Origin of the sequence: Flavobacterium sp. Root901 (assembly GCF_001429765.1) — a bacterium.
Lineage (GTDB): Bacteria > Bacteroidota > Bacteroidia > Flavobacteriales > Flavobacteriaceae > Flavobacterium.
The window spans coordinates 52,551-72,415 of the sequence record NZ_LMJB01000009.1; the positions used below are offsets into that span (position 1 = coordinate 52,551).

General features: G+C 34.7%; 18 protein-coding genes and 1 riboswitch. Of the genes, 12 read left to right on the forward strand and 6 right to left on the reverse strand.

Annotated features, from left to right (window positions below):
* Nucleotides 1-179 precede the first annotated feature (179 nt).
* The 3 genes from ASE21_RS17590 (at nt 180) to ASE21_RS17600 (ending at nt 3,604) form a co-directional block, all read left to right on the forward strand.
* Complete coding sequence (locus ASE21_RS17590; RefSeq protein ID WP_057124036.1) at nt 180-1,037, forward strand: protease complex subunit PrcB family protein; 858 nt, start codon at nt 180-182, stop codon at nt 1,035-1,037.
* Nucleotides 1,038-1,199: 162 nt separating this feature from the next.
* Nucleotides 1,200-1,751 (forward strand): RNA polymerase sigma factor, encoded by a 552-nt coding sequence (locus ASE21_RS17595; protein ID WP_057124037.1) that lies wholly within the window; start codon nt 1,200-1,202, stop codon nt 1,749-1,751.
* Entirely contained in the window at nt 1,748-3,604 is a 1,857-nt protein-coding gene (locus ASE21_RS17600; RefSeq protein WP_057124038.1) for a hypothetical protein, read from the forward strand. The genes ASE21_RS17595 and ASE21_RS17600 overlap by 4 nt, the downstream gene beginning before the upstream one ends.
* A gap of 93 nt (nt 3,605-3,697) precedes the next feature.
* Here ASE21_RS17600 and ASE21_RS17605 read toward each other — a convergent pair whose 3' ends face one another.
* The 3 genes from ASE21_RS17605 to ASE21_RS17615 form a co-directional block, all read right to left on the reverse strand.
* On the reverse strand, nt 3,698-7,078 hold the full coding sequence (locus ASE21_RS17605) for a T9SS-dependent choice-of-anchor J family protein (RefSeq protein WP_242410298.1): 3,381 nt from the start codon (nt 7,076-7,078) through the stop codon (nt 3,698-3,700).
* Between the two features lie 318 nt (nt 7,079-7,396).
* A complete protein-coding gene (locus ASE21_RS17610) occupies nt 7,397-8,149 on the reverse strand; it encodes an SDR family NAD(P)-dependent oxidoreductase (RefSeq protein WP_057124040.1) in 753 nt (250 codons plus the stop codon).
* Nucleotides 8,150-8,299: 150 nt separating this feature from the next.
* Nucleotides 8,300-8,674 carry a hypothetical protein gene (locus ASE21_RS17615; protein WP_057124041.1) on the reverse strand — a complete coding sequence of 125 codons (375 nt, stop codon included), beginning with the start codon at nt 8,672-8,674 and terminating at the stop codon, nt 8,300-8,302.
* 119 nt (nt 8,675-8,793) lie between these two features.
* On the opposite strand from ASE21_RS17615, the gene ASE21_RS17620 reads away from it, so the two are divergent.
* The 3 genes from ASE21_RS17620 to ASE21_RS17630 are packed head-to-tail and all read left to right on the forward strand — an operon-like array spanning nt 8,794 to nt 10,140.
* Entirely contained in the window at nt 8,794-9,000 is a 207-nt protein-coding gene (locus ASE21_RS17620; protein ID WP_057124042.1) for a hypothetical protein, read from the forward strand.
* Between the two features lie 59 nt (nt 9,001-9,059).
* Nucleotides 9,060-9,635: a pseudouridine synthase gene (locus ASE21_RS17625; protein WP_057124043.1), complete on the forward strand. Its 576-nt coding sequence runs from the start codon at nt 9,060-9,062 to the stop codon at nt 9,633-9,635.
* Nucleotides 9,636-9,684: 49 nt separating this feature from the next.
* Nucleotides 9,685-10,140, forward strand: coding sequence for a tRNA (cytidine(34)-2'-O)-methyltransferase (locus ASE21_RS17630; RefSeq protein WP_057124044.1), 456 nt, complete (start codon nt 9,685-9,687; stop codon nt 10,138-10,140).
* 44 nt (nt 10,141-10,184) lie between these two features.
* Here ASE21_RS17630 and ASE21_RS17635 read toward each other — a convergent pair whose 3' ends face one another.
* The 3 genes from ASE21_RS17635 to ASE21_RS17645 all read right to left on the reverse strand — a co-directional run bounded on the left by ASE21_RS17635 (nt 10,185) and on the right by ASE21_RS17645 (nt 13,256).
* The gene (locus ASE21_RS17635) at nt 10,185-10,961 is read right to left on the reverse strand and encodes an ABC transporter ATP-binding protein (protein ID WP_057124045.1); all 777 of its coding nucleotides are present in this window, start codon (nt 10,959-10,961) and stop codon (nt 10,185-10,187) included.
* A gap of 122 nt (nt 10,962-11,083) precedes the next feature.
* Nucleotides 11,084-12,112, reverse strand: coding sequence for an iron ABC transporter permease (locus ASE21_RS17640; protein WP_128414721.1), 1,029 nt, complete (start codon nt 12,110-12,112; stop codon nt 11,084-11,086).
* A 1-nt stretch (nt 12,113) separates the two neighbouring features.
* Complete coding sequence (locus tag ASE21_RS17645; protein WP_057124046.1) at nt 12,114-13,256, reverse strand: ABC transporter substrate-binding protein; 1,143 nt, start codon at nt 13,254-13,256, stop codon at nt 12,114-12,116.
* A gap of 95 nt (nt 13,257-13,351) precedes the next feature.
* Between ASE21_RS17645 and ASE21_RS17650 the strand changes: the two genes are divergently transcribed.
* The 6 genes from ASE21_RS17650 (at nt 13,352) to ASE21_RS17675 (ending at nt 19,860) form a co-directional block, all read left to right on the forward strand.
* A complete protein-coding gene (locus tag ASE21_RS17650; RefSeq protein ID WP_057124047.1) occupies nt 13,352-13,714 on the forward strand; it encodes a DUF5522 domain-containing protein in 363 nt (120 codons plus the stop codon).
* A 200-nt stretch (nt 13,715-13,914) separates the two neighbouring features.
* On the forward strand, nt 13,915-14,439 hold the full coding sequence (gene cobU, locus ASE21_RS17655) for a bifunctional adenosylcobinamide kinase/adenosylcobinamide-phosphate guanylyltransferase (RefSeq protein ID WP_057124048.1): 525 nt from the start codon (nt 13,915-13,917) through the stop codon (nt 14,437-14,439).
* A 133-nt stretch (nt 14,440-14,572) separates the two neighbouring features.
* Nucleotides 14,573-16,249, forward strand: coding sequence for a nicotinate-nucleotide--dimethylbenzimidazole phosphoribosyltransferase (gene cobT / locus ASE21_RS17660; RefSeq protein ID WP_057124049.1), 1,677 nt, complete (start codon nt 14,573-14,575; stop codon nt 16,247-16,249).
* A 143-nt stretch (nt 16,250-16,392) separates the two neighbouring features.
* Complete coding sequence (locus ASE21_RS17665; protein ID WP_057124050.1) at nt 16,393-17,190, forward strand: adenosylcobinamide-GDP ribazoletransferase; 798 nt, start codon at nt 16,393-16,395, stop codon at nt 17,188-17,190.
* Nucleotides 17,175-17,711, forward strand: a complete 537-nt coding sequence (cobC, locus tag ASE21_RS17670) for an alpha-ribazole phosphatase (RefSeq protein WP_057124051.1) — start codon at nt 17,175-17,177, stop codon at nt 17,709-17,711. The genes ASE21_RS17665 and cobC overlap by 16 nt, the downstream gene beginning before the upstream one ends.
* A gap of 67 nt (nt 17,712-17,778) precedes the next feature.
* A riboswitch (cobalamin riboswitch) is annotated at nt 17,779-17,983 on the forward strand.
* Nucleotides 17,984-18,009: 26 nt separating this feature from the next.
* Nucleotides 18,010-19,860 (forward strand): TonB-dependent receptor plug domain-containing protein, encoded by a 1,851-nt coding sequence (locus ASE21_RS17675; RefSeq protein WP_057124361.1) that lies wholly within the window; start codon nt 18,010-18,012, stop codon nt 19,858-19,860.
* The last annotated feature ends 5 nt before the right edge of the window (nt 19,861-19,865 follow it).

The following is a 19,865-nucleotide window of genomic DNA, read 5'->3' on the forward strand; positions in this document are numbered from 1 at the left end:
AAGTATGCAATAATACGTAGTTCATGGTTTTAAAAAATAAAATAGCACGAATTAGTATCGGTCCTAAATTAAACAAACTATCCAAATAAGATTTATGGAAATCCTTTAAAAAAATAATTTTTCACGCAACCATTTTAAAAGTGTGTCATCTATTTGATATAACCTATTAAAAAATAATCATGAAAAAATTAATGCTGAGCTTATTCATAGCTTTTGGATTTAGTGCCTGCTCACTAAGCAATGACGACCTGAATGTTGATTGTGGAACTAATGCAGATTTACCATTCTCAGGTTTTCCTTTATTATGTAATTACAGCGTAAAAACTTTACCAAATAATCCCAGCGCACTTATTGTAGGTTCTCAGGAAAAACTGGACGCTTATTTTACCAAACATGCCAACACCTGTACAGTAGCCAGCGATCCAAACATTGATTTTACAAAAAATTATTTAGTGGCGCTTTTTGCAGGAATAAAACCAACAAACGGTTATGATATAAAAATTACTTCTATTGTAGAAAATAACTGCGAAATCATCATTAATTTTTATGAAAAAGGACCGCAGACCGGAGAAACTTTAACACAGACGCCAACCAATCCGGCTGATTTTATCCTGATCCCGAAAACTTCAAAATCAATTTTGTTTAACAGAACAAACGAAAGCCCTGATAATATTGTTATTGGAAGTTTTGGAACTACAAATGACTTTTTTCAGATCAATGATTATAATATTTTAAAATTTCTGGGAGTAACTACCGGAAACTATGAATTTGGCCAGTACAAATACAATGCTAAAACGGTAAGAAGCGAATATACTTTATTCTCTAAAACAATCCCGGCAGAAATTTTAGCTATTAAAGGCCAGACTAAAACATACGGTAATCCAAATTCAGGAACTCAGGGCGGTATTTATTTTGAGCTTCGTCAGGGAATTACGGTTACTAAAATTTATATCGACAATAACGATACTGCGGACCAGAGCAGTGAAATTAAAGCTTTCAAAATGGCTGTTAAAACAAAAATTAATAGTTTAAAATAATTTATATCAAAGAGATCTGCAGCTTTTAAAACAAAAACAAAAGCTGCAGATTTACCTGATAATCAAAAACTAACACAAAATACCCTTAGTTCTTACTGTTTACAAATTATAGTTTTGTAAACATTTAAGAACTATTTTTGCAAAACCAAATTAATCCATTTTTTGAAAGACGATTTAGAAAAATATATCAGGCTGTGTATGAAAAATGACAGAGAGGGACAACTGAAAATATATCAGCTGTTCTCTCCTGTTTTATATGGTATCTGCCTGAAATATATGAAAAATGAAGACGACGCTAAAGATGTCTTTCAGGAAGCCTTTGTTATTGTTTTTCAAAAAATCAGCCAATATAAATTTGAAGGGAGTTTTGAAGGCTGGCTGAAACGGATTTTTATTAATAAGCTGATTGAAACTTTAAATAAAAAAAGGAAGGAAAGTTTCTTTTTGGATGTTTTTGACCCTGATACCGATTTTGTTGAAGAGGAAGAATTGGAAATTATTCCGCTGGACCAGGAAAAATTATTAGAATACATCAGAGATTTACCAGACCAGTACCGGACAGTTTTTAACCTCTACGTTTTTGAAAAAATGAAACACAAAGAGATCGCCGAATTACTAAAAATCTCCGAAGGAACCTCAAAATCAAATTTAAACCGGGCAAAGCACATTTTGCAAAAAAGAATACTGAGCATAAAAAATTTTAAGACAGCATGAAGAAGCAGAAAATAGAAGATATTTTTTCATCAATGGAAGACTTTTCGAGTGTTCCGCCTCCTGAATTGTGGGGCCAGATTGAAGAAAAATTAGACAAACCAAAAAAGAAGAAGAGAGCAATTCTTTGGTGGTCGGCGGCTGCATGCTTATTATTAGGTTTGCTTCTTCCTTCAGTTTTGCACTTTAGTTCTGAGAATCCTGGAATTAAAACGGTACCCAATAATGCTGTCGATCAAAATGTGGTCCTGGACCAGAAAAACGGGCAGACGGATAAAACCAGAAGTATTCCGGCTGACGAAAATATTCCTCTAAAAGAGTCCGGCAGAGTTTCATCATCAGACAAAACCATACATGAATCAGAAAATAATCCGTTAAATCAAATTCCGGAAACAAACAACACTCCGGCTTATTCTCCAAACAAAACAAATAACAGCGGTTTTAAAACAAAACAAAACCCTGCAGGAAATTCTTTTGCTACCGAAAAATTTGTTCCTGCCAGAGGTGATCGATTTAATGCCGTTGCCGAAAACGCGGTTAATGCGGATAAAAAAGACAATATAAAATCGGCTGCTGCCGAAAAAACATTTGTTTCAGCTGGAGAAAATGGATTTGATGCAGCCACTAAAAATCAGGGTTCCACCCATAAAAAAGAGAATTCAAACAAGGCCGTTGCCGAGAAACCATTTGCCCCAAACAAATCGAATTCTTTTAATTATGGTTCAAAAAATCAATGGTCAGCTATTGATAATAGAAATGCTGATAAGGTTTTAGCAGAGAAGACATTTGCTCCGGCAAAAACAAATCAGTTTAATACTGCTGCCGGAAGTAAGGTACCAAATTCTATTTTTGAAAATCTTTCGCCTTCAAAAAACAAAAATTCGCTTGCGCTTAATACTCCCAACACTGCGGCTAAGAGAAATCCAAATGCTTTAAGTACTACAGCTGCAAAAGAAAACATTCAAAAAGAGCATGCAGACAGAAGCATGGCAAGCGTGCAAAACATTCAAAAAGAAAATACAGGAAACAATATTTTTAATACAAACTCAGGTGTTTTAAGTAAAAAAGATTCTGTTCAGCTCCTTGAATTGCAAAACTTAGAAAAAGGAATTGCAGCTGTTCCTGAAGAAGAAAAAAAGAAAAAAGAAGATCAGTTACTATCAAAAAAGGACAAATGGGCATTACAGCTTTTTGCAGGTGTTGCTAATTCTGAAAACTATAAAAACAATAAAACGTTAGGAAACGTAAACGATTCTAAACAAAGTAATTCATACGGTGTTAAAACACAGTATAAAATCAATAAAAAATGGGCTGTTGCTTCTGGTTTTAAAATTAACGAACTTGGACAGAGTGTGGCCAATGTTTCGTATTTAAATGCCAAAAAACAGGCACTTTTTACTTCAAGTGATTACTTTGTAAAAAATGAAAGCGTTCCCCAAATTACCAGCAGCGCAAATTATGTTTTGGTTTCAAACAGCACAAAAGATGTATTGAAAAGCGACAATGTTGAATCCGGAAGTTTAGATCAGAATTTACGCTATATCGAAATGCCTTTGGAAGTTTCCTATTCGATTTTCAACAAAAAGAAAACAAGTATCAATTTAAATACAGGCGGATTTGTTGGTAAACTGATTTCAAATACTGTAGCAATAGACGGAAATTCGATGGGAGAAAACGTTAATGCCAACAATTATGTGTATGGTACAACTTTGAGCAGTACCGTGCAGTATCGTGTTTATAAAAAAACAAATGTTTTTGTTGAACCTGCGGTTAATTATTATGCAAATCCATTAAGCAATCAGTCTTTTAATCAATTTCAATGGGGATTGAATTTTGGACTGAATGTTAACTTTTAATATCTATAGTTTATTGTTTTTAATTACGAATAGATATAACAAAAAGGCAGTTCATTCGAACTGCCTTTTTTAATTGACTGCTTTTTTTATTTATTATTTTTTCAGGATTTTATCTTTAAAAATAACTTTATTGTTTTCTGATACTGTATAAATATAAACTCCCGGATGTAAATTACCAACCGACATTACAGTATTGCTGACTTCCTGACTGCTTTTAATTTCAACCGGATTTACCAGCAAACGACCGTTTAAATCGTAGATTCTCAACTTTAGATTTCGGTTTTCGCTTGTCTTTACAGAGAAGTTTAAAATGTCTGCCGCCGGGTTTGGATATGCATTTACAAAAAATCCGTTTTTACTAAAATCAGGTGTAGATAAAACATCTGCTTTTAAATCAAATCTGGCAATTACAGGTCCGTGATCTGAAGTAGTTGTGGTATAATTGGCAATATCCGTACGCGGATCATAAACTGCAATTGAGTTTTGTATGTACTGATCGTTTAGCTCATTAGAGATCATAATGTGATCTAAAAATCCGCCAGAACTTAAATAGCTGTAAGCACCCGCCTGACTAATTCCCAGCGTAAGCGCATTGTAGTGATCCGTATCTGTAACAAAACTTTCATAAGAGGAAGGATTAGGTGTAATAACAGATGCTTTTACATCATCATTATAATCTCCTAAAATAATTAAATTAGAATTAGCATAATGCGCATCTAAACTGTCTTTTAAAACCTGGGCATCGTATTTACGCATATTGTATCTTGAAATATCGCTTCCGCTGTTAGCGCGGGCATGAAGATCAATTACGTTTAACTGTTTCGTAATGCCGCCAATATTGGTTTCTATGGTTACCAAATAAGGTAAACGTCCGGAAGAGAAAAAGCTCGATCCATTTCCGCCCGGATAATTTGGCAGTGTTTTTGTTCCCGCACGAACCTCATCATAAAATTCTTTAAACATTACGCGGGTCTTTTTTACAGTCGTGTTTTGTGTATTGTACAACACAACTAATTTTTGAGGCGGGAAATTAGGATCCGGTGCATCAAAAGAATACGACCATGATGTAGAAGTTGTTTTGCCAAATGTTTTTCCGTTAATGTTTATTTTCTGAATTAAAGCATCAATCGAAGGATCATCTGATACTTCCTGCACTACATAAACATCAGCATTTAACTTGTTCATTACTTTTGCCACATTTTCGATTTGCAGTGCATCGTCTACAGGGCCAAATTCTACTCCGTCGGTTCCTTTTACATCAGTACCAAAAAATTCTAAATTATAAGTAACAATATCAAATGTATCTGCTTTTGGTATAGAGGAACCGCTTAACAAACCAATTTGTTTGTTTAAAGAAGTTCCTGCAACTGTCAGAGGTCCTGATATTAATAATTCTTTTGTTGTTGGTGCGAAGCGTGCGTAAATTGTTTTTCCGGCTGCAGCATCTGCAGTTAAAACTATTACGCTCGACTGAAAGGTGATATTGTCCAATGATAATTGAAAAGATGCCGGTGCTGTAATTGTAATATCGCCATAACCTTCTGCATTAAAAACGAATGACTGACTTGCAGAAACTGTATTTTGTGCAGTGTCTCCAAAATCCAAAACAGGATTTGAAGCTACATAACCTGTTTCATTTGTAATTGCCACATCATCCAGCGACCATTCTGCAGCAAGGTTATTTCCTCCAGCTGTAGTTTCATAAACCCAGGCCAGATAAGTGTGGCTGGTTTTGTAATCATTTAATTTAATGTATTGCGATTTGGTGTAAGTTCCGGTAGCAGTTGGAAAATTCCCCTGTATTTCTGTCCATGTTGCTGTTTCAGGATTACTTTTTCCATCATAATCTGTAGACACTAATAATTTTAAGCCCGGACCTGTGTAAAATTTACGCGAGTAAAAAGATAATAATGCAAATTGCCCAAAAGTATCTAAATGTAATTTTGGAGAAATCAACCAGTCTTTGCTGGCTCCTGAGTCAGAATAACCGTTCATTAAAACTGCGCCGGCTCCGGAATTTACATTTCTTACAACCGTTGTAGGCGACCATTTGTTAACGGGTCCGGATACATTATACTGGGTCCATCCGCTGTTTGACAAAACATTAGGATCGTTAAAACCCTGCACGTAAGGATTAATTCCTACTCCTGTCAGCGTTACGATTTTTGTTGCGGCACCATTCGATTCATGTGTTATTTCTCCGGTAAAACTATTAACTGCATTTGGTGTAAATTTTACATATACTGTTGGAGAAGCATTTGAAGCAAAATCTGCAGCAGCAAATGTTAATGATGAGGTAAATGTAGTATTGTCTTTAGAAATCGTAAAATTTGCCGTTGAAGTTAAAACCACATCATCCGTAAGATTTGAACCCTGGATTTGATATGAAAAAATATCTGAATCGAAATTGGTTTCAGAAAAACCTAAATTTAAAGAAGAAACCGTCGTGGTTACGGACGGAATTGCAACACTTGAAGTGGCAGCATCTATTCTGTTTACTGCAGACTGCACATTTCCATAAGGATCTTCTGAAATCGAAAAAACAGAATAAGAAGTACTCAGACTTAATCCCGTAAAACTTTTAACAAATTCCTGAGATGAAGCGGTAACATCTAAAAATCCAGATTGCAGAGCCGCTGTTCCGGCCGCATCCTGTCCGGCTTTTATTTGTGCAATTGTCGGTTCTGCACTTCCACCCGGTACTAGTACATAATAAGTTTTTCCTATTTCATCCAGTTTATTGATAAAGTCAAAACTTTCAGATAAGATATTCTCTACTTTTGGGTAACCCGCTGCATTAACCGGAGCTGCTATATCGCTTTTAATATCAACATTATCAATCGCAAAGGAAGGTCTCGAACCTGCTCCTGAAATTTGTCTTGAAATCCATCGAATCTGAACAACTGGCTGATTATCACATTCTGCCGGTAAAGTAACCTTTATTGTTTTTAAATTTTGAGGCGTTGTAACTGCTGTAGTCTGCTTTACATCATTATTAGTATAAGCTGTTGATAATAATGAAACAAAAGGAGCGCTTGTACCAACCCTGTATTGTAAAACCATTTCGTTAACACGAGTGTTTGCTGTTGCCGGCGGTACATCGTAAGGATTACGAATGGTCATGGCATCATACTGAATCTGAATGGCCTGCTGCCCCGTAGCATCAAACGCAAAACCAATAGTAAGATCTAATGAACCTGTATTTAAAAATCCAATTTTGCCATCATAATTATGGAAATTACCACTCGTTGTAGCCGCAGTACTGCCTGCGACTAAAGGTCTGTCTGCTACAAGAGCTGCATTTGTATTAAAAGCAGATCCCGGAGCTGTTCCTGCCGTCCATCCCTGAAATCCTGCAGGATAAGCTGTTACCGTTGGAGCTATTGAAAAATCCTGCTGATACGGTAAATTCTGAGGAGTTGGAAAAGTTTGTGCCACTATACTTAACGAACACCAAAAAAAACTTAATGCCATAAAATGGCGTATGAAGTAAATGTTTCTCATAAGCTTAAAAGATTGTTTTAGAAATCAAATTTATACCGTTTAAAGTTAAGAGAATATTGTAAAAACATAAAGTTATTGTAAGTTATTTCATAATTAAAAATAAAATATGCCACTATATTTTTGCTAGAACTGTTGCTATTATCAATAATAATGCGTTTTAGAAGATTTTTCTTAAAGGAGAAAAATTACAAACAAGAAAATTAATTAACAAGAAAATACTTTTAAATTGAAATGAAAAAAGCCGTTCTAACAGAACAGCTTTTTAAAATTATATATGTTGACAAAAAATTAAACTGCCGTATAACCTCCATCGGCAATTATGTAACTTCCTGTGGTGAAAGAAGATTTTTCAGAACTTAAAAAAACGACCAATTCGGCAATTTCTTCTGCTGTACCCAAACGGTTCATTGGGGCTTTTGCCGCAACAGCATTCATAGCATCATTATTTAAATTGTCTTTTAATAATGCCGTTTCAATATAACCCGGACCAACTGCATTACAGCGAATGTTTTTTTGCGCATATTCTGCTGCAATATTTTTAGTCAAGCCCACTACACCATGCTTTGAAGCGGTATAAGCCGGACTTAACGGCGCAGCAACCTGACCGTGAATAGAAGCAATATTAACGATGCTTCCGCCTCCGTTTTTTTCCATTTGCTCCAGCTGATAACGGCAGGCATAAAACACACCGCTTAAATTTAGTGCAATTACGCGATCCCAGGCATCCGGTTCATATTCTCCGGTTGGTTTTGCAGGGCCGCCCATTCCTGCATTATTACAGGCAATATCAAGTCGGCCGTATTTTGAAACCGTTACCTCAACCATGTGTTTATTATCACTTGCACTCGATGAATCTCCTTTTATAAAAAAGGCTTCCCCGCCGCTATCTTTTATAACTTTTACGGTTTCTTCTCCGTGTTCAACATTAATATCCGAAATTACAACTTTTGCTCCTTCCCTTGCGTAAGCTTCTGCAACAGCACGTCCAATTCCTGAACCGCCGCCAGACACAAAAGCTACTTTGTTTTCTAAAAGTGACATAATATTAAAAATTTAAATTTGTAGTTGTAATTTACGAAGATATCGAGAGCTGACCATATCAAAAACCGGGTTTATAATAAGATTAATACTTTATCACAATCAAATGTTATTTCACATTTAAAACAGGCAAATCCCAAAATTTTTGTGTATTTATTTATCTTCATCTAATTTCATATTTCCTCTGTCTTCATGATTGTCCGGATGTGAATTGGGATAACGGTCTGCCGTGATATCAGAATTTCGGTCTTTATTTTCTACAGTCTTTTCTGCTGCTTCATCAGATGAAACGCCGCGATTGGCATTTGGATTATTCGGATCTGCGTCGTCTTTTACTTTTTTAATATCTTGATTTTCATTTCGCGCTCTGTCTACTACTTCCTTGTTTCCATCTGCGTCTGTAACTACTTCTTTTTTCAGGTTGGCATCATCTGCTTTTCCGTCATGCGAAATATTTTTCCCTTTCGTTTCATCTATATCTTTTTGTACTCCGTTTATCTTTTTAGAGCCTAAATTATTCGTTTCCATATTTGTGTTATTTTGAGTTTCTATATTAATATTACAAATTCTAAATTTTAAAAGGAAATGGTTTAACATAGCATTTAGAAATCATTTCATAACTTTAAGGATCAGTAAAAACTAGTATTATGAACTTTTTAAAAATCAAAACAAGCTGGTCAAATGCCGAATTTGTGCTCATCAAATTATGTATGGCATCAATCTATATTATTGTTGGAAGTTATTTTCATAATTTTTTCGAAAACTACTATGTTCCGCTTTTTGTTTTATTCGGAATCACAGTAATTTGGTTTGTTTATCAATGGCTGAAAAAAATGAATTCGAAAAGTGAATAATCAATCTCCGTATTACTTTAATTCTTGAAGAACAAAACTATCTTTGCAAAAAAATAAACATGCACCGACACTTCATTCTTTTTAAACCTTACGGCTATTTAAGCCAATTTATTTATGAATTAAAAAGAAAGAAAAAGCTTTTGGGTGAATTGTTTGATTTTCCCAAAGGTACAATGGCTATTGGCCGTCTGGATGAAGATTCTGAAGGTTTGCTTTTACTTACTACAGACGGACACGTAAGCGAACTGATAAGAAGTAAAAAAGTCGACAAAGAATATTACGTACAAGTTGACGGTAAAATTACTCCCGAAGCAATTGAACAATTGCAAAAAGGTGTAGAAATAGGTTTTGATGGAGGAAAATACAAAACAAAACCCTGCACTGCTTTTATTGTAGATGAAGTTCCTGATTTTGGCATGAGGGCAAAAAAAATCAGGGATGAAAGACATGGTCCGACTTCCTGGGCTTCGATTACCATAAAGGAAGGAAAATTTCGTCAGGTTCGAAAAATGACTGCTGCGGTTGGTTTTCCTACTCTGCGTTTAGTCCGCGTACGTATAGGAAATGTATATTTGCAAAACTTAAAAGCCGGAGAAGTTCGCGAGGTTTCTGATTTTAAACTTGATAATGTGTAATTTGATAATTTCCAAAAACCCATAACCCATAACTTATAACTTTAAAAAAATGCTAAACGTAGTTCTTGTAGAACCGGAAATACCAAATAATACCGGAAATATTGGAAGATTGTGTGTAGGAACTGAAAGCAGACTCCATTTAATTCATCCTTTTGGTTTCGTGATTAATGATAAAAACCTAAAACGTTCCGGTCTGGACTATTGGGTTCATCTTGATGTAACCGAATATCAAAATGTTGAAGAATGGATACAGCAAATTCCGGATCATTCCCGTGTTTTTTTAATGAGTTCACATTCTGATAAATCGTATTTGGAAAATGATTTTCAGGATGGTGACTGGTTAGTTTTCGGAAAAGAAAGTGTTGGTTTGAGCGCAACATTTATGGCCAGATTCGAGAATCATTTAACCATTCCGATGTCGCCGCTTATTCGTTCTTTTAATATTGCTAATTCTGTGGCTTTTGTTGTTGGTGAAGCTAAGAGGCAGATTGGGTTAAAGAAATAATTACAGTATTCCTGCAGGTTTTCAAATCTTGCAGGAAAGAAAAACTATGTTACAATAAACTTTCCTTTTTCGGCATCAAAAATAATATGTTCATCTTTGAACAAAGCTGCAAAACTTCCGTTTGAAATTAAATTACACGGTTCGTCCTGAACTACACTTTCAGGAGTCATCACAATCATTTCATCGCTTAATTGTATTGCCAGATCAATATCATGTGTTGAAAACAAAATGCATTTCTGCGTTTCCTGAGTTAGTTTCTTCAATAATTTAAATAGAGAAACTTTATGCAATAAATCAAGATGCGTTGTTGGCTCATCTAAAATAATCAGCGGTGTATCTTGCGCCAAAGCTCTGGAAATCAAAACCTTTTGCAATTGTCCGTCGCTTATTTCAAAATGTTTTTTTTGAGAAAGATGTTCTATCTGCGTCAGGTGCATGGCTTCCTGAACTTTTTCGATATCCGTTTGAGTTAAAGTCCCCACCCAATTTGTATAAGGCTGACGGCCAAGCGCCACCAATTCAAAAACAGAAAGATTACTTGATGGTAATTTTTCGGTTAAAACCAAACTTAAATTCTGTGCTAAATCTAAAGGTTTATATGTTGAAATATTTTTATCATTCAAATAAACATTTCCAGATAATGGATGCTGAATTCCGGTAATCGTCCGCAATAAAGTCGACTTCCCAATTCCGTTTGCTCCAATCAAAGAAATGAGTTTTCCGGAACTTAAATTCAAATTAAGGTTCTCAGCAATCGTTACAACGCTTTTTTTGGATTTATATCCGATATTTAAGTTTGATGTATTTAAAATGTTTATCATTTTTTAAAGTTGCTAAGGTTCTGAGATACTAAGTAGCTGAGTTTTTTTTTCTTTTGCCACAGATTAAAAAGATTACATGGATTTTTAATCTTTTTTAATCTTTTTAATCTGTGGCAAAAAAATTATTGAAAATTTCGTTTCCTTACTAAAAGCCAGATTACTACCGGTGCACCTATTATTGACGTTATGGCATTTATCGGCAGCGTTATATCAAAGCCGGGCATTTGCGAGACAATATCACAAAATAACATTATAATCGATCCAAAAAATAAAGTACTCCAAAACAAAATAGTATGATTACTGGTTTGAAAAGTGAGTTTTGCAATATGCGGAACAGCAAGCCCTATAAAAGCAATTGGTCCTGCAAAAGCCGTTATTGCTCCGGATAAAATACTGGTTGCAAATATTATAATCAATCTGGCACTTTTAAAATTCAGCCCCATACTTTTTGCGTAATTTTCTCCTAAAAGCAAAGCATTTAGAGGTTTTATACTTTTAGCACTCAAAACCAATCCAATTAAAACACAAAAAGTTAAAATTACGATCGTCGGCCACGAAAGATTTCCAAGACTTCCCATTGACCAAAAAGTAAATTTCTGAAGCTGTTCTGCCGTACTGAAATAGGTCAAAACGCTGACAATGGCTGTGGTAAAACTTCCAAACATTAAACCAACAATTAAAATTGCCATTGTATCCCGTAATCGCTGCGAAACGCCTAAAACTAACAGCAAAACTAATGTACTTCCACAAGTTGAAGCAATTACAATTCCGTATGATGATAAAGCGATTGCACTTAAAAAAGAGGGTAAAAATCCGGCACCCAAAATCACAAAAGCAACACCTAAACTAGCTCCCGAACTTAATCCTAAAACGTAAGGTCCTGCAAGCGGATTTCGAAATAAAGTCTGCATCAAAAGTCCGCTGATTGAAAGTCCGGTTCCAACCAAAACTGCCGTAATTGCTTTTGGCAGGCGATAATTAATAATAATATATTCCCAGGTAGATTTTGCTGCATGTCCGCCGGTTAAACTGGCAAAAACATCTTTTAACGGAATAGTGACTGATCCTAAACTGATGCTTGTCAAAAACATCAGCAGAAGGCCTAAAGTCAAAACAACAAATAAAATGGTATTTCGTTTTTTGTCAGCCAATTTAGTTCAGTTTTGATGCAAAAGTAAATTCGTAACTCGGCAATAAATCAGGATGGAAAATTTTAATGTAATCTTTTAAAACCAAATCAGGACGGCTTGGAGCCAGTTCATAATAAACAGTTCCGCCAGTTGCCCCTATTTTTCCTTCAAAACTATATACACTTTTGTTTGTAAAAGCATCAAATTCACCATAATGCGGATTTGCTTTCTGTAGTTCATCCAGACTTTTAAATGATCCCGAAGCAATCCATATATTGGCTGTTTTTGCCTTATCTAAAACTTTTTCAAAAGACAATCCTTCACTTCCCGTTCCTTTTAAATCTGCCCATAAATAATTGGCATGAGCATCTTTCATAAACTCGGCAACCCAGCTGTTTCCTTTTGCAACATACCAGACATCTTCGTACATAGAACCGTATAAAACTGTTGATGAAGAAGGTTTATCAACGACTAACTTTTGAGCCTGTTTATAACTGTCGGCAATTTTATCAAAAAATTCTTTTGCTTTTTCTTCTTTACCAAATAATGCTCCGTAAAGTTTAATCCATTCTGCTTTTCCAAGCGGAGATTGTTCCATCCAGTCGCCCTGAATTAAGACATTTAAACCGCTTTTTTTCAAATTATCCAGTGTTGGGTTATTATTGTCAACTCCAAACGTAATTATCAAATCCGGAGATAATTCGATTAATTGTTCGATATTTAATTTTTCATTTTGTCCAACGTTTTTCACAGAACCTTTGTCAATTAAAGCCCTTGTCTTTTCAGACGAAATATAATCGGTATGCGGAAAACCGACTAATTTATTTTCTACTTCAAGCATTTCTAAAAACGGAATATTGGTAGTCGATGTTACCACAACAGACTCTAACGGAACCTGAATTGTTGTATAAGACTGAAGACTATCCGGAACTTTTGCGTCTTTTTCTTTTAAGATATATTTGAAATCTTTATTGGAGTCAGGCCATGGATTTGAAACGGTTACAACCGAATAATCATCATATTTTACAATAGAAAGTCCGGATGCATATTCGATGCTGTTTTTTACAACTTCCGTTTTAGCTACTTCGCTCGTTTCGTTCTTCTTACATCCGAAGAGAATAAAAAAAGAAGAAATAAAAATCAATTTAGGGAATAAATGTCTCATATTTTACGTTTTCGAATGGAACAAAGGTAAAGTATTTTCTATTTTTTTTGTTTATCTTTATTCTTACAAAATTCAACAATTTGTATCTTTGCTTTATGAATACCACAAAAATAAAAATTTGCTCAGGCTGTGAATCTGAATTCAGCTGTGGCGATATTTCGGTTGAAAATAAATGCTGGTGTAATGATTATCCGCCTATTTTCAATCTTTCTGAAGGAGGGGACTGTCTTTGTCCTGTTTGTTTCAAAGAAGCCTGCGAAGACAAAATTGATGCTTATGTTGAAACGATTACTCCTAAAAATGCCCTAAAAAATAAAGCTATATCTTTACCCAAAACGCAAAAATTAATTGAGGGAATTGACTATTATACAGAAAATGGCAACATGGTTTTTAAAGCCTGGTTTCATTTAAAAAGAGGAAACTGCTGCGGAAATAAATGCCGGCATTGCCCTTATTAATTGTTAATTATGAAAACAACATTAATAAAAACAAAAGTTTTGATTTCCCGATCAGAATTGTCAAACTATATCAATATTTAAATAATGATGCTATTCAATTTTAAAATTAATAACCCGTATCCTAAAACACCAAAAATCAATTAGCATTAAAAATACTTTCTAATAATTAATAATTAACAATCAATAATCAACCATTATAAATGTTTTATCTAATAACCGGAGGCGAACGATCAGGAAAAAGCAGTTATGCACAAAATTTAGCGTTAGAACTTTCCGATGCTCCAATGTATGTTGCAACAGCCCGAAAATGGGACTCTGATTTTCAAAACAGAATTGACCGTCATCAGCAGGACAGAGATCAACGCTGGACAAATATTGAAGAAGAAAAGTATTTAAGTAAAATTGATTTTTCTGGAAAAGTGGCTTTAATAGATTGTGTAACACTCTGGCTGACTAACTTTTTTGTCGATCATAAAAATGATGTTTCACTAAGTCTGGAAGAAGCCAAAAAAGAATTTCTTTCAATAGCAAATCAAGAAAACGCAGTTTTGATTATTGTAACCAATGAAATTGGAATGGGAGTTCATGCCCACACCGAAATAGGAAGAAAATTTACCGAACTGCAAGGCTGGATGAATCAGTTTCTGGCCTCAAAGGCTGACGAAGTTGTTTTGATGGTTTCCGGAATTCCGGTTAAAATAAAAGGAGAAAATTCCAAATTTTAAACTCCAAATTCCAATGCCGTGGAGTATATTATGCAAATTCCAAAATTTAAATTCCAAATTCAAATATCGTGGAGTATCTTTACGTAAATTAAAATTGATTTTGGAATTTGGATTTTAAAAAATTGGATTTTAAATGAACTTAGACGATATATTAAAATCACGTCGTGATACCCGGCATTTTACAACCGATGAGGTTCCTGATGAGGTAATCCAAAAAGCTTTGCAGGCCGGACACTGGGCACCATCTGTTGGACTGACTGATGCTACACGATATTATATCATTAAATCTGATGAGGTTAAATGTGCCATTAAAAACCTGTTTTTAGAATACAATAAAAAGGCAGAAGAACTGACCGACAATCCGGAACAGAAAAAACTTTACAAATCGTTGAAACTGGAAGCAATTGAAGAAGCCCCAATTGGACTTATAATTGCTTACGACCGATCTGTTTTAAATCAGTTTACGATTGGAACAATTGGCAGTAATGAAGCAGTAAAATTTAGTTCGGTTTGTGCGGCGCAGAACATCTGGCTTTCGCTGACAGAACAAGGCTATGGAATGGGCTGGGTTTCGATCCTGAATTATTATCAGTTTAAAAAAATCCTTGATTTACCAGAAAACATAGAACCTCTTGGCTATTTCTGTATTGGAAAACCTGCTACAAATTATGGCAATCAGCCTATGTTGCAGCAATTGCACTGGAAACAAAAATCTGAAACAGCAGATTCCAAAGAAATCACAGAAATTCATAAAATAAACACTTCTGATTTTAATTTAAAAACAGAAAATAATGCTGAAAACAAATTCGGTTTCAGCAAGCTTTTACAAGAAAAAATAGATTCAAAAACAAAACCTGTTGGTTCTTTGGGAACTTTGGAGAAAATCGCTTTTCAAATGGCATCTGTTTTTGAAACTCTAAATCCAAAAATCATAAATCCGAATATTGTTGTTTTTGCTGCAGACCACGGAATTGCAAATCATGGTGTAAGCGATTATCCGCAGGATGTTACGCGGCAAATGGTCAATAATTTCCTTGAAGGCGGAGCGGCCATAAATGTGTTCTGCCGCCAAAATAATATCGAACTGTCGATTGTAGATTCGGGGGTAAATTATGATTTCCCCACAAAATCCAAATTAATAAATGCCAAAATAGGAAAAGGCACACAATCTTTTCTGCATGTTCCCGCAATGAGCGAAACAGAATTACAATTGTGCTTTGAAAAAGGAAAATCGATTGTTGAAAATATTGCCAAAGCAGGTTCTAACTGCATTGGTTTTGGCGAAATGGGAATTGGGAATACTTCTACAGCTTCTGTTTTAATGAGTTTGTTAACCGGTTTTCCTCTTGAAGAATGTGTTGGAAAAGGAACCGGAATTAACGATCAGAAACTTTTGGACAAGCAAAATATTCTTAAAAAAGCAGTCGAAAATTATTCCGGTCAAGCCGAATTAAAACAACAGCTGGCGCATTTTGGAGGTTTTGAAATTATGCAAATTGCCGGTGGAATGTTAAGTGCTTACGAAAATAAAATGCTGATTCTGGTTGATGGTTTTATTTGTTCTGTCGCTTATTTAATTGCCTTTAAAATAAATGCTGATATTAAAAGAAATGCCGTTTTCTGTCACTGTTCTGCAGAAAAAGCACATCAAAAATTATTAACTTATCTTGACGCAAAACCCGTTTTAAATTTAGATTTGCGCCTTGGAGAAGGAACCGGATGCGCGGTGGCGTTTCCTATTTTAAAATCGGCTGAGGCTTTTTTAAATGAAATGGCCAGTTTTGAAAGTGCCGGAGTTAGTAGGAAATAGTTTTCAATTCTAAATCTTAGTTTATAACTTTGAAGTGCAAATTGAAAATTCTTTTAAAGAATTATACATGCCTTTTACCAAAGAGAAAATTTTGAATATTTGCCTCTCAAAAGGGCTTTAGCCAAATAACAAACAATCTTTAAATGAAAAAAGAACTACACATTTTCTTCACGTGCTTAATGTTTTACACCAGAATTCCATGTCCTAAAAACATCAATCATGATCCTGATTATTTAAATAAAGCAACCCGATATTTTCCGTTTATTGGCTGGATTGTCGGATCAGTTTCATTTTTGGCTTTTTCTCTTTTTTCTCTTTTTCTTTCTACAGAAACAGCTGTTATTCTGGGGATGATTGCTTCCATTCTTACAACCGGAGCTTTTCATGAAGATGGTTTTGCTGATGTCTGTGATGGATTTGGAGGCGGATGGACCAAAGAAAAAATCCTGATGATAATGAAAGACAGCGCAATTGGCGCTTATGGAGCAATTGGTTTGGTATTACTTTTTTTGCTAAAGTTTAAATTACTTTCAGAATCCATTTTGATTTATCAAACAGATATTCCGGTTTCTGTTTTTCAAATATATTTGTTATTCATTTCTGCACATTCATTAAGTCGTCTGGCAGCAATTAGTATTGTTTTTACACATCAGTATTCACGTGATGATGCATCGAGCAAAAGCAAACCAATTGCCAAAAATTACAGCTGGAAAGAAGTTTTCGGTTCTTTTTTCTTCGGATTAATTCCTGTTTTTGCACTCTCCTATTTTAATTATAAAATTCTTTTGGCTTTAATTCCTGTTTTTCTAACGCGATATTATTTGGCAAGATATTTTCAAAAATGGATCGACGGTTACACCGGAGACTGTCTTGGCGCTACGCAGCAGGTATGTGAAGTAATTTATTATTTAAGTATTCTTTTTGTATGGAAGTTTATTTAGTCCGCCACACCGAAACCATTTGCGAAAAAGGAATCTGTTACGGACAATCTGATGTAAATATTGCTGCACCATTTGACGAAACTTTTAGTCGAATTATTTCAGAATTACCACCAGAAGCTTCCATTTTTTCAAGTCCGCTAAAACGCTGTTCTATTTTAGCAAAGCACATTCAGCAAAGTATAAAAACAATTTCTTCTGAGGAAGACGATCGTCTGAAAGAAATGAATTTTGGTGATTGGGAAATGAAAAACTGGAACGAAATTCCGCCTGGAGAATTAAATTTGTGGATGGAAGATTTTGTAAATATACAAGTTTCAAACGGCGAATCATTTGTTGAGTTACATGACAGAGTTGGTCGTTTTTTATCTGAACATATTTCGGAAAAAGTAAAAGAACCAATTATTATTGTCACTCATGCCGGAGTCATCAGAAGTATACTTTGTCATCAATCTAAACTGCCGTTAAAAGAGGCTTTTCAAAATAAAATCGATTTTGGAGAAGTTATTAAAATCGAACTTTAATTTTTGTTTTGTTCATAATTTACAGTAAAAAGTAAAACAAATTTGAAAATTCAATATTTTTAACTTTATCTTTGCAGCAAATTAAGGTTGTGTTTTATTTCAAAACACATTAAAAGGGAATCAAGTAAAATCTTGAGCTGTACCCGCAACTGTAAGCTTTGTTCTGAAAAGAATGCTTGTTGTAAACTACAAAACCACTGTTCGCCGCGGCGAATGGGAAGGTAAACAACAAGACGCGAGCCAGGAGACCTGCCTTTATAACAAATATCGAGCTCTCGGGAAAAAGAGTGTAGAAATTATGATTTTAAAAATACGATTTGCTTTTTTACTTTGTATGTTGTGCCAATTTATTTCGGCGCAGAGTGATTCTATTAAGCTAAAAGAAGTTATAGTTTCTGATGCAAATCTTAAAAAATATTCCAATTCGCAATCGGTTTTAAAGCTGACGGATTCTATTATCCAAAAAAATGAAGCTTTACTTACTGATCTTCTGAATTTTAATTCAACTATTTATTTTAAAGAATACGGTCGCGGAATGCTTTCTACAGTTTCTTTCCGCGGTACAACTTCTTCGCAGACAGCCGTCATCTGGAACGGAATTAATATTAATTCACAGATGAATGGAAGCACCGATTTTAATACTATTTCGGGTTCAGACTATAATTCGATTAGTGTAAAAGCCGGCGGAGGAAGTGTTATTTACGGAAGCGGTGCAATTGGCGGAACGGTGCATTTAAATAACGATTTGGTATTTAATAATCGTTTTGAGAATACTTTAAAACTTGATTACGGAAGTTTTAATACTATTGGAATAAATTATAAAACCAATATTTCTAACGAAAAATGGAGTACCCAAATTGGTTTTTCTAAAAATAGTTCTACCAACGACTATAAGTATTTAAACCGCTACACGTGGCGCGGCGAACAGCGCTGGAACCAAAATGGCCAGTACGATGTTATAACCATGAGTGCAGATGCAGGTTATAAAATTGATTCAAAAAATACTTTAAAACTTTACAGTCAGTTTTCAAATACAGACAGAAATACTTCTTTGGTTGTTGAAACGGAAACGAAAAGCAAATATATAAATGGCTTTAATCGAAATTTACTGGAATACGACGGTGATTTCGGAAAATTTAAAACGAATTTCAAAACGGCTTATATCTTTGAAAATTATCAATATTTTGCAGATAATTCAAGCGACATATACATATACGGAAAGACTGAAAGTTTAATTACAAAACTTGATTTGGGCTACACTCTGTTCAAATCGACACAAATAAACGGAATTTTAGATTACAACAGAACCAAAGGTTACGGAAGCAGTTTTGGCGATCATGTCCGCGAAATCAGTTCGGCGGGATTATTAATCAAACAAGATTTTTCTGCAGACTGGAAAAATGAACTTGGGATTCGAAAAGAATTTACAAATAATTATAAATCACCGGTTTTGCTCTCTTTAGGATCTTCGTATCAGTTTAGCAGATTGTACAATTTTAAACTGAATTTATCCCGAAATTTCAGAATCCCGACTTATAACGATTTGTATTGGGAAGAAGGCGGAAACCCGGATTTAAAACCGGAAAGTTCCTATCAGGCGGAAATTGGAAACGTTTTTACTTTCAAGAATATTTCGCTTACGCAGACTTTTTACTATATCAAAATTAAAGATTTGCTGCAATGGGTTCCAGGAAAAAATGGCATTTGGAGTCCTACAAACAAAGACAATGTCAATAGTTATGGTGCCGAAACTTTGTTAAGCTGGAGAAAACAATTCGGTAAAAACAATTTAAGTGCAAATGCTTCTTATGCTTACACCGCTTCAAAAGATCAAGCGACTAAAAAGCAGTTGTTTTTTGTGCCTTATAATAAAATAACAGCTTCTGTCGCTTATTCCAGAAACAGAATTGCTGCTTATTATCAGTTTTTGTATAACGGCTTTGTGTACACAAGAGCCGATAATAATCCGGACGAAATAATAAACGATTATATGGTTTCAAATATCGGAATCGATTATGATTTTAAATTCTTAGACTCTTTCAAACTTGGTTTTCAGGTTTTAAACATCTTCAACAAAGATTATGAAAGTCTGGAAAACAGACCTATGCCGGGTCGCAATTTCAACATGTATTTAACTCTAAAATTTTAATATTT

What these genes read in the sequence shown, in the direction of transcription:
- cobT (WP_057124049.1), top strand. Translation starts at nt 14,573, where the DNA reads ATGAACTTAGACGATATATTAAAATCACGTCGTGATACCCGGCATTTT.
- ASE21_RS17610 (WP_057124040.1), bottom strand. Translation starts at nt 8,149, where the DNA reads ATGTCACTTTTAGAAAACAAAGTAGCTTTTGTGTCTGGCGGCGGTTCA.
- ASE21_RS17605 (WP_242410298.1), bottom strand. Translation starts at nt 7,078, where the DNA reads ATGGCATTAAGTTTTTTTTGGTGTTCGTTAAGTATAGTGGCACAAACT.
- cobU (WP_057124048.1), top strand. Translation starts at nt 13,915, where the DNA reads ATGTTTTATCTAATAACCGGAGGCGAACGATCAGGAAAAAGCAGTTAT.
- ASE21_RS17625 (WP_057124043.1), top strand. Translation starts at nt 9,060, where the DNA reads ATGCACCGACACTTCATTCTTTTTAAACCTTACGGCTATTTAAGCCAA.
- ASE21_RS17630 (WP_057124044.1), top strand. Translation starts at nt 9,685, where the DNA reads ATGCTAAACGTAGTTCTTGTAGAACCGGAAATACCAAATAATACCGGA.
- cobC (WP_057124051.1), top strand. Translation starts at nt 17,175, where the DNA reads ATGGAAGTTTATTTAGTCCGCCACACCGAAACCATTTGCGAAAAAGGA.
- ASE21_RS17650 (WP_057124047.1), top strand. Translation starts at nt 13,352, where the DNA reads ATGAATACCACAAAAATAAAAATTTGCTCAGGCTGTGAATCTGAATTC.
- ASE21_RS17675 (WP_057124361.1), top strand. Translation starts at nt 18,010, where the DNA reads ATGATTTTAAAAATACGATTTGCTTTTTTACTTTGTATGTTGTGCCAA.
- ASE21_RS17645 (WP_057124046.1), bottom strand. Translation starts at nt 13,256, where the DNA reads ATGAGACATTTATTCCCTAAATTGATTTTTATTTCTTCTTTTTTTATT.
- ASE21_RS17665 (WP_057124050.1), top strand. Translation starts at nt 16,393, where the DNA reads ATGAAAAAAGAACTACACATTTTCTTCACGTGCTTAATGTTTTACACC.
- ASE21_RS17615 (WP_057124041.1), bottom strand. Translation starts at nt 8,674, where the DNA reads ATGGAAACGAATAATTTAGGCTCTAAAAAGATAAACGGAGTACAAAAA.
- ASE21_RS17620 (WP_057124042.1), top strand. Translation starts at nt 8,794, where the DNA reads ATGAACTTTTTAAAAATCAAAACAAGCTGGTCAAATGCCGAATTTGTG.
- ASE21_RS17635 (WP_057124045.1), bottom strand. Translation starts at nt 10,961, where the DNA reads ATGATAAACATTTTAAATACATCAAACTTAAATATCGGATATAAATCC.
- ASE21_RS17590 (WP_057124036.1), top strand. Translation starts at nt 180, where the DNA reads ATGAAAAAATTAATGCTGAGCTTATTCATAGCTTTTGGATTTAGTGCC.
- ASE21_RS17600 (WP_057124038.1), top strand. Translation starts at nt 1,748, where the DNA reads ATGAAGAAGCAGAAAATAGAAGATATTTTTTCATCAATGGAAGACTTT.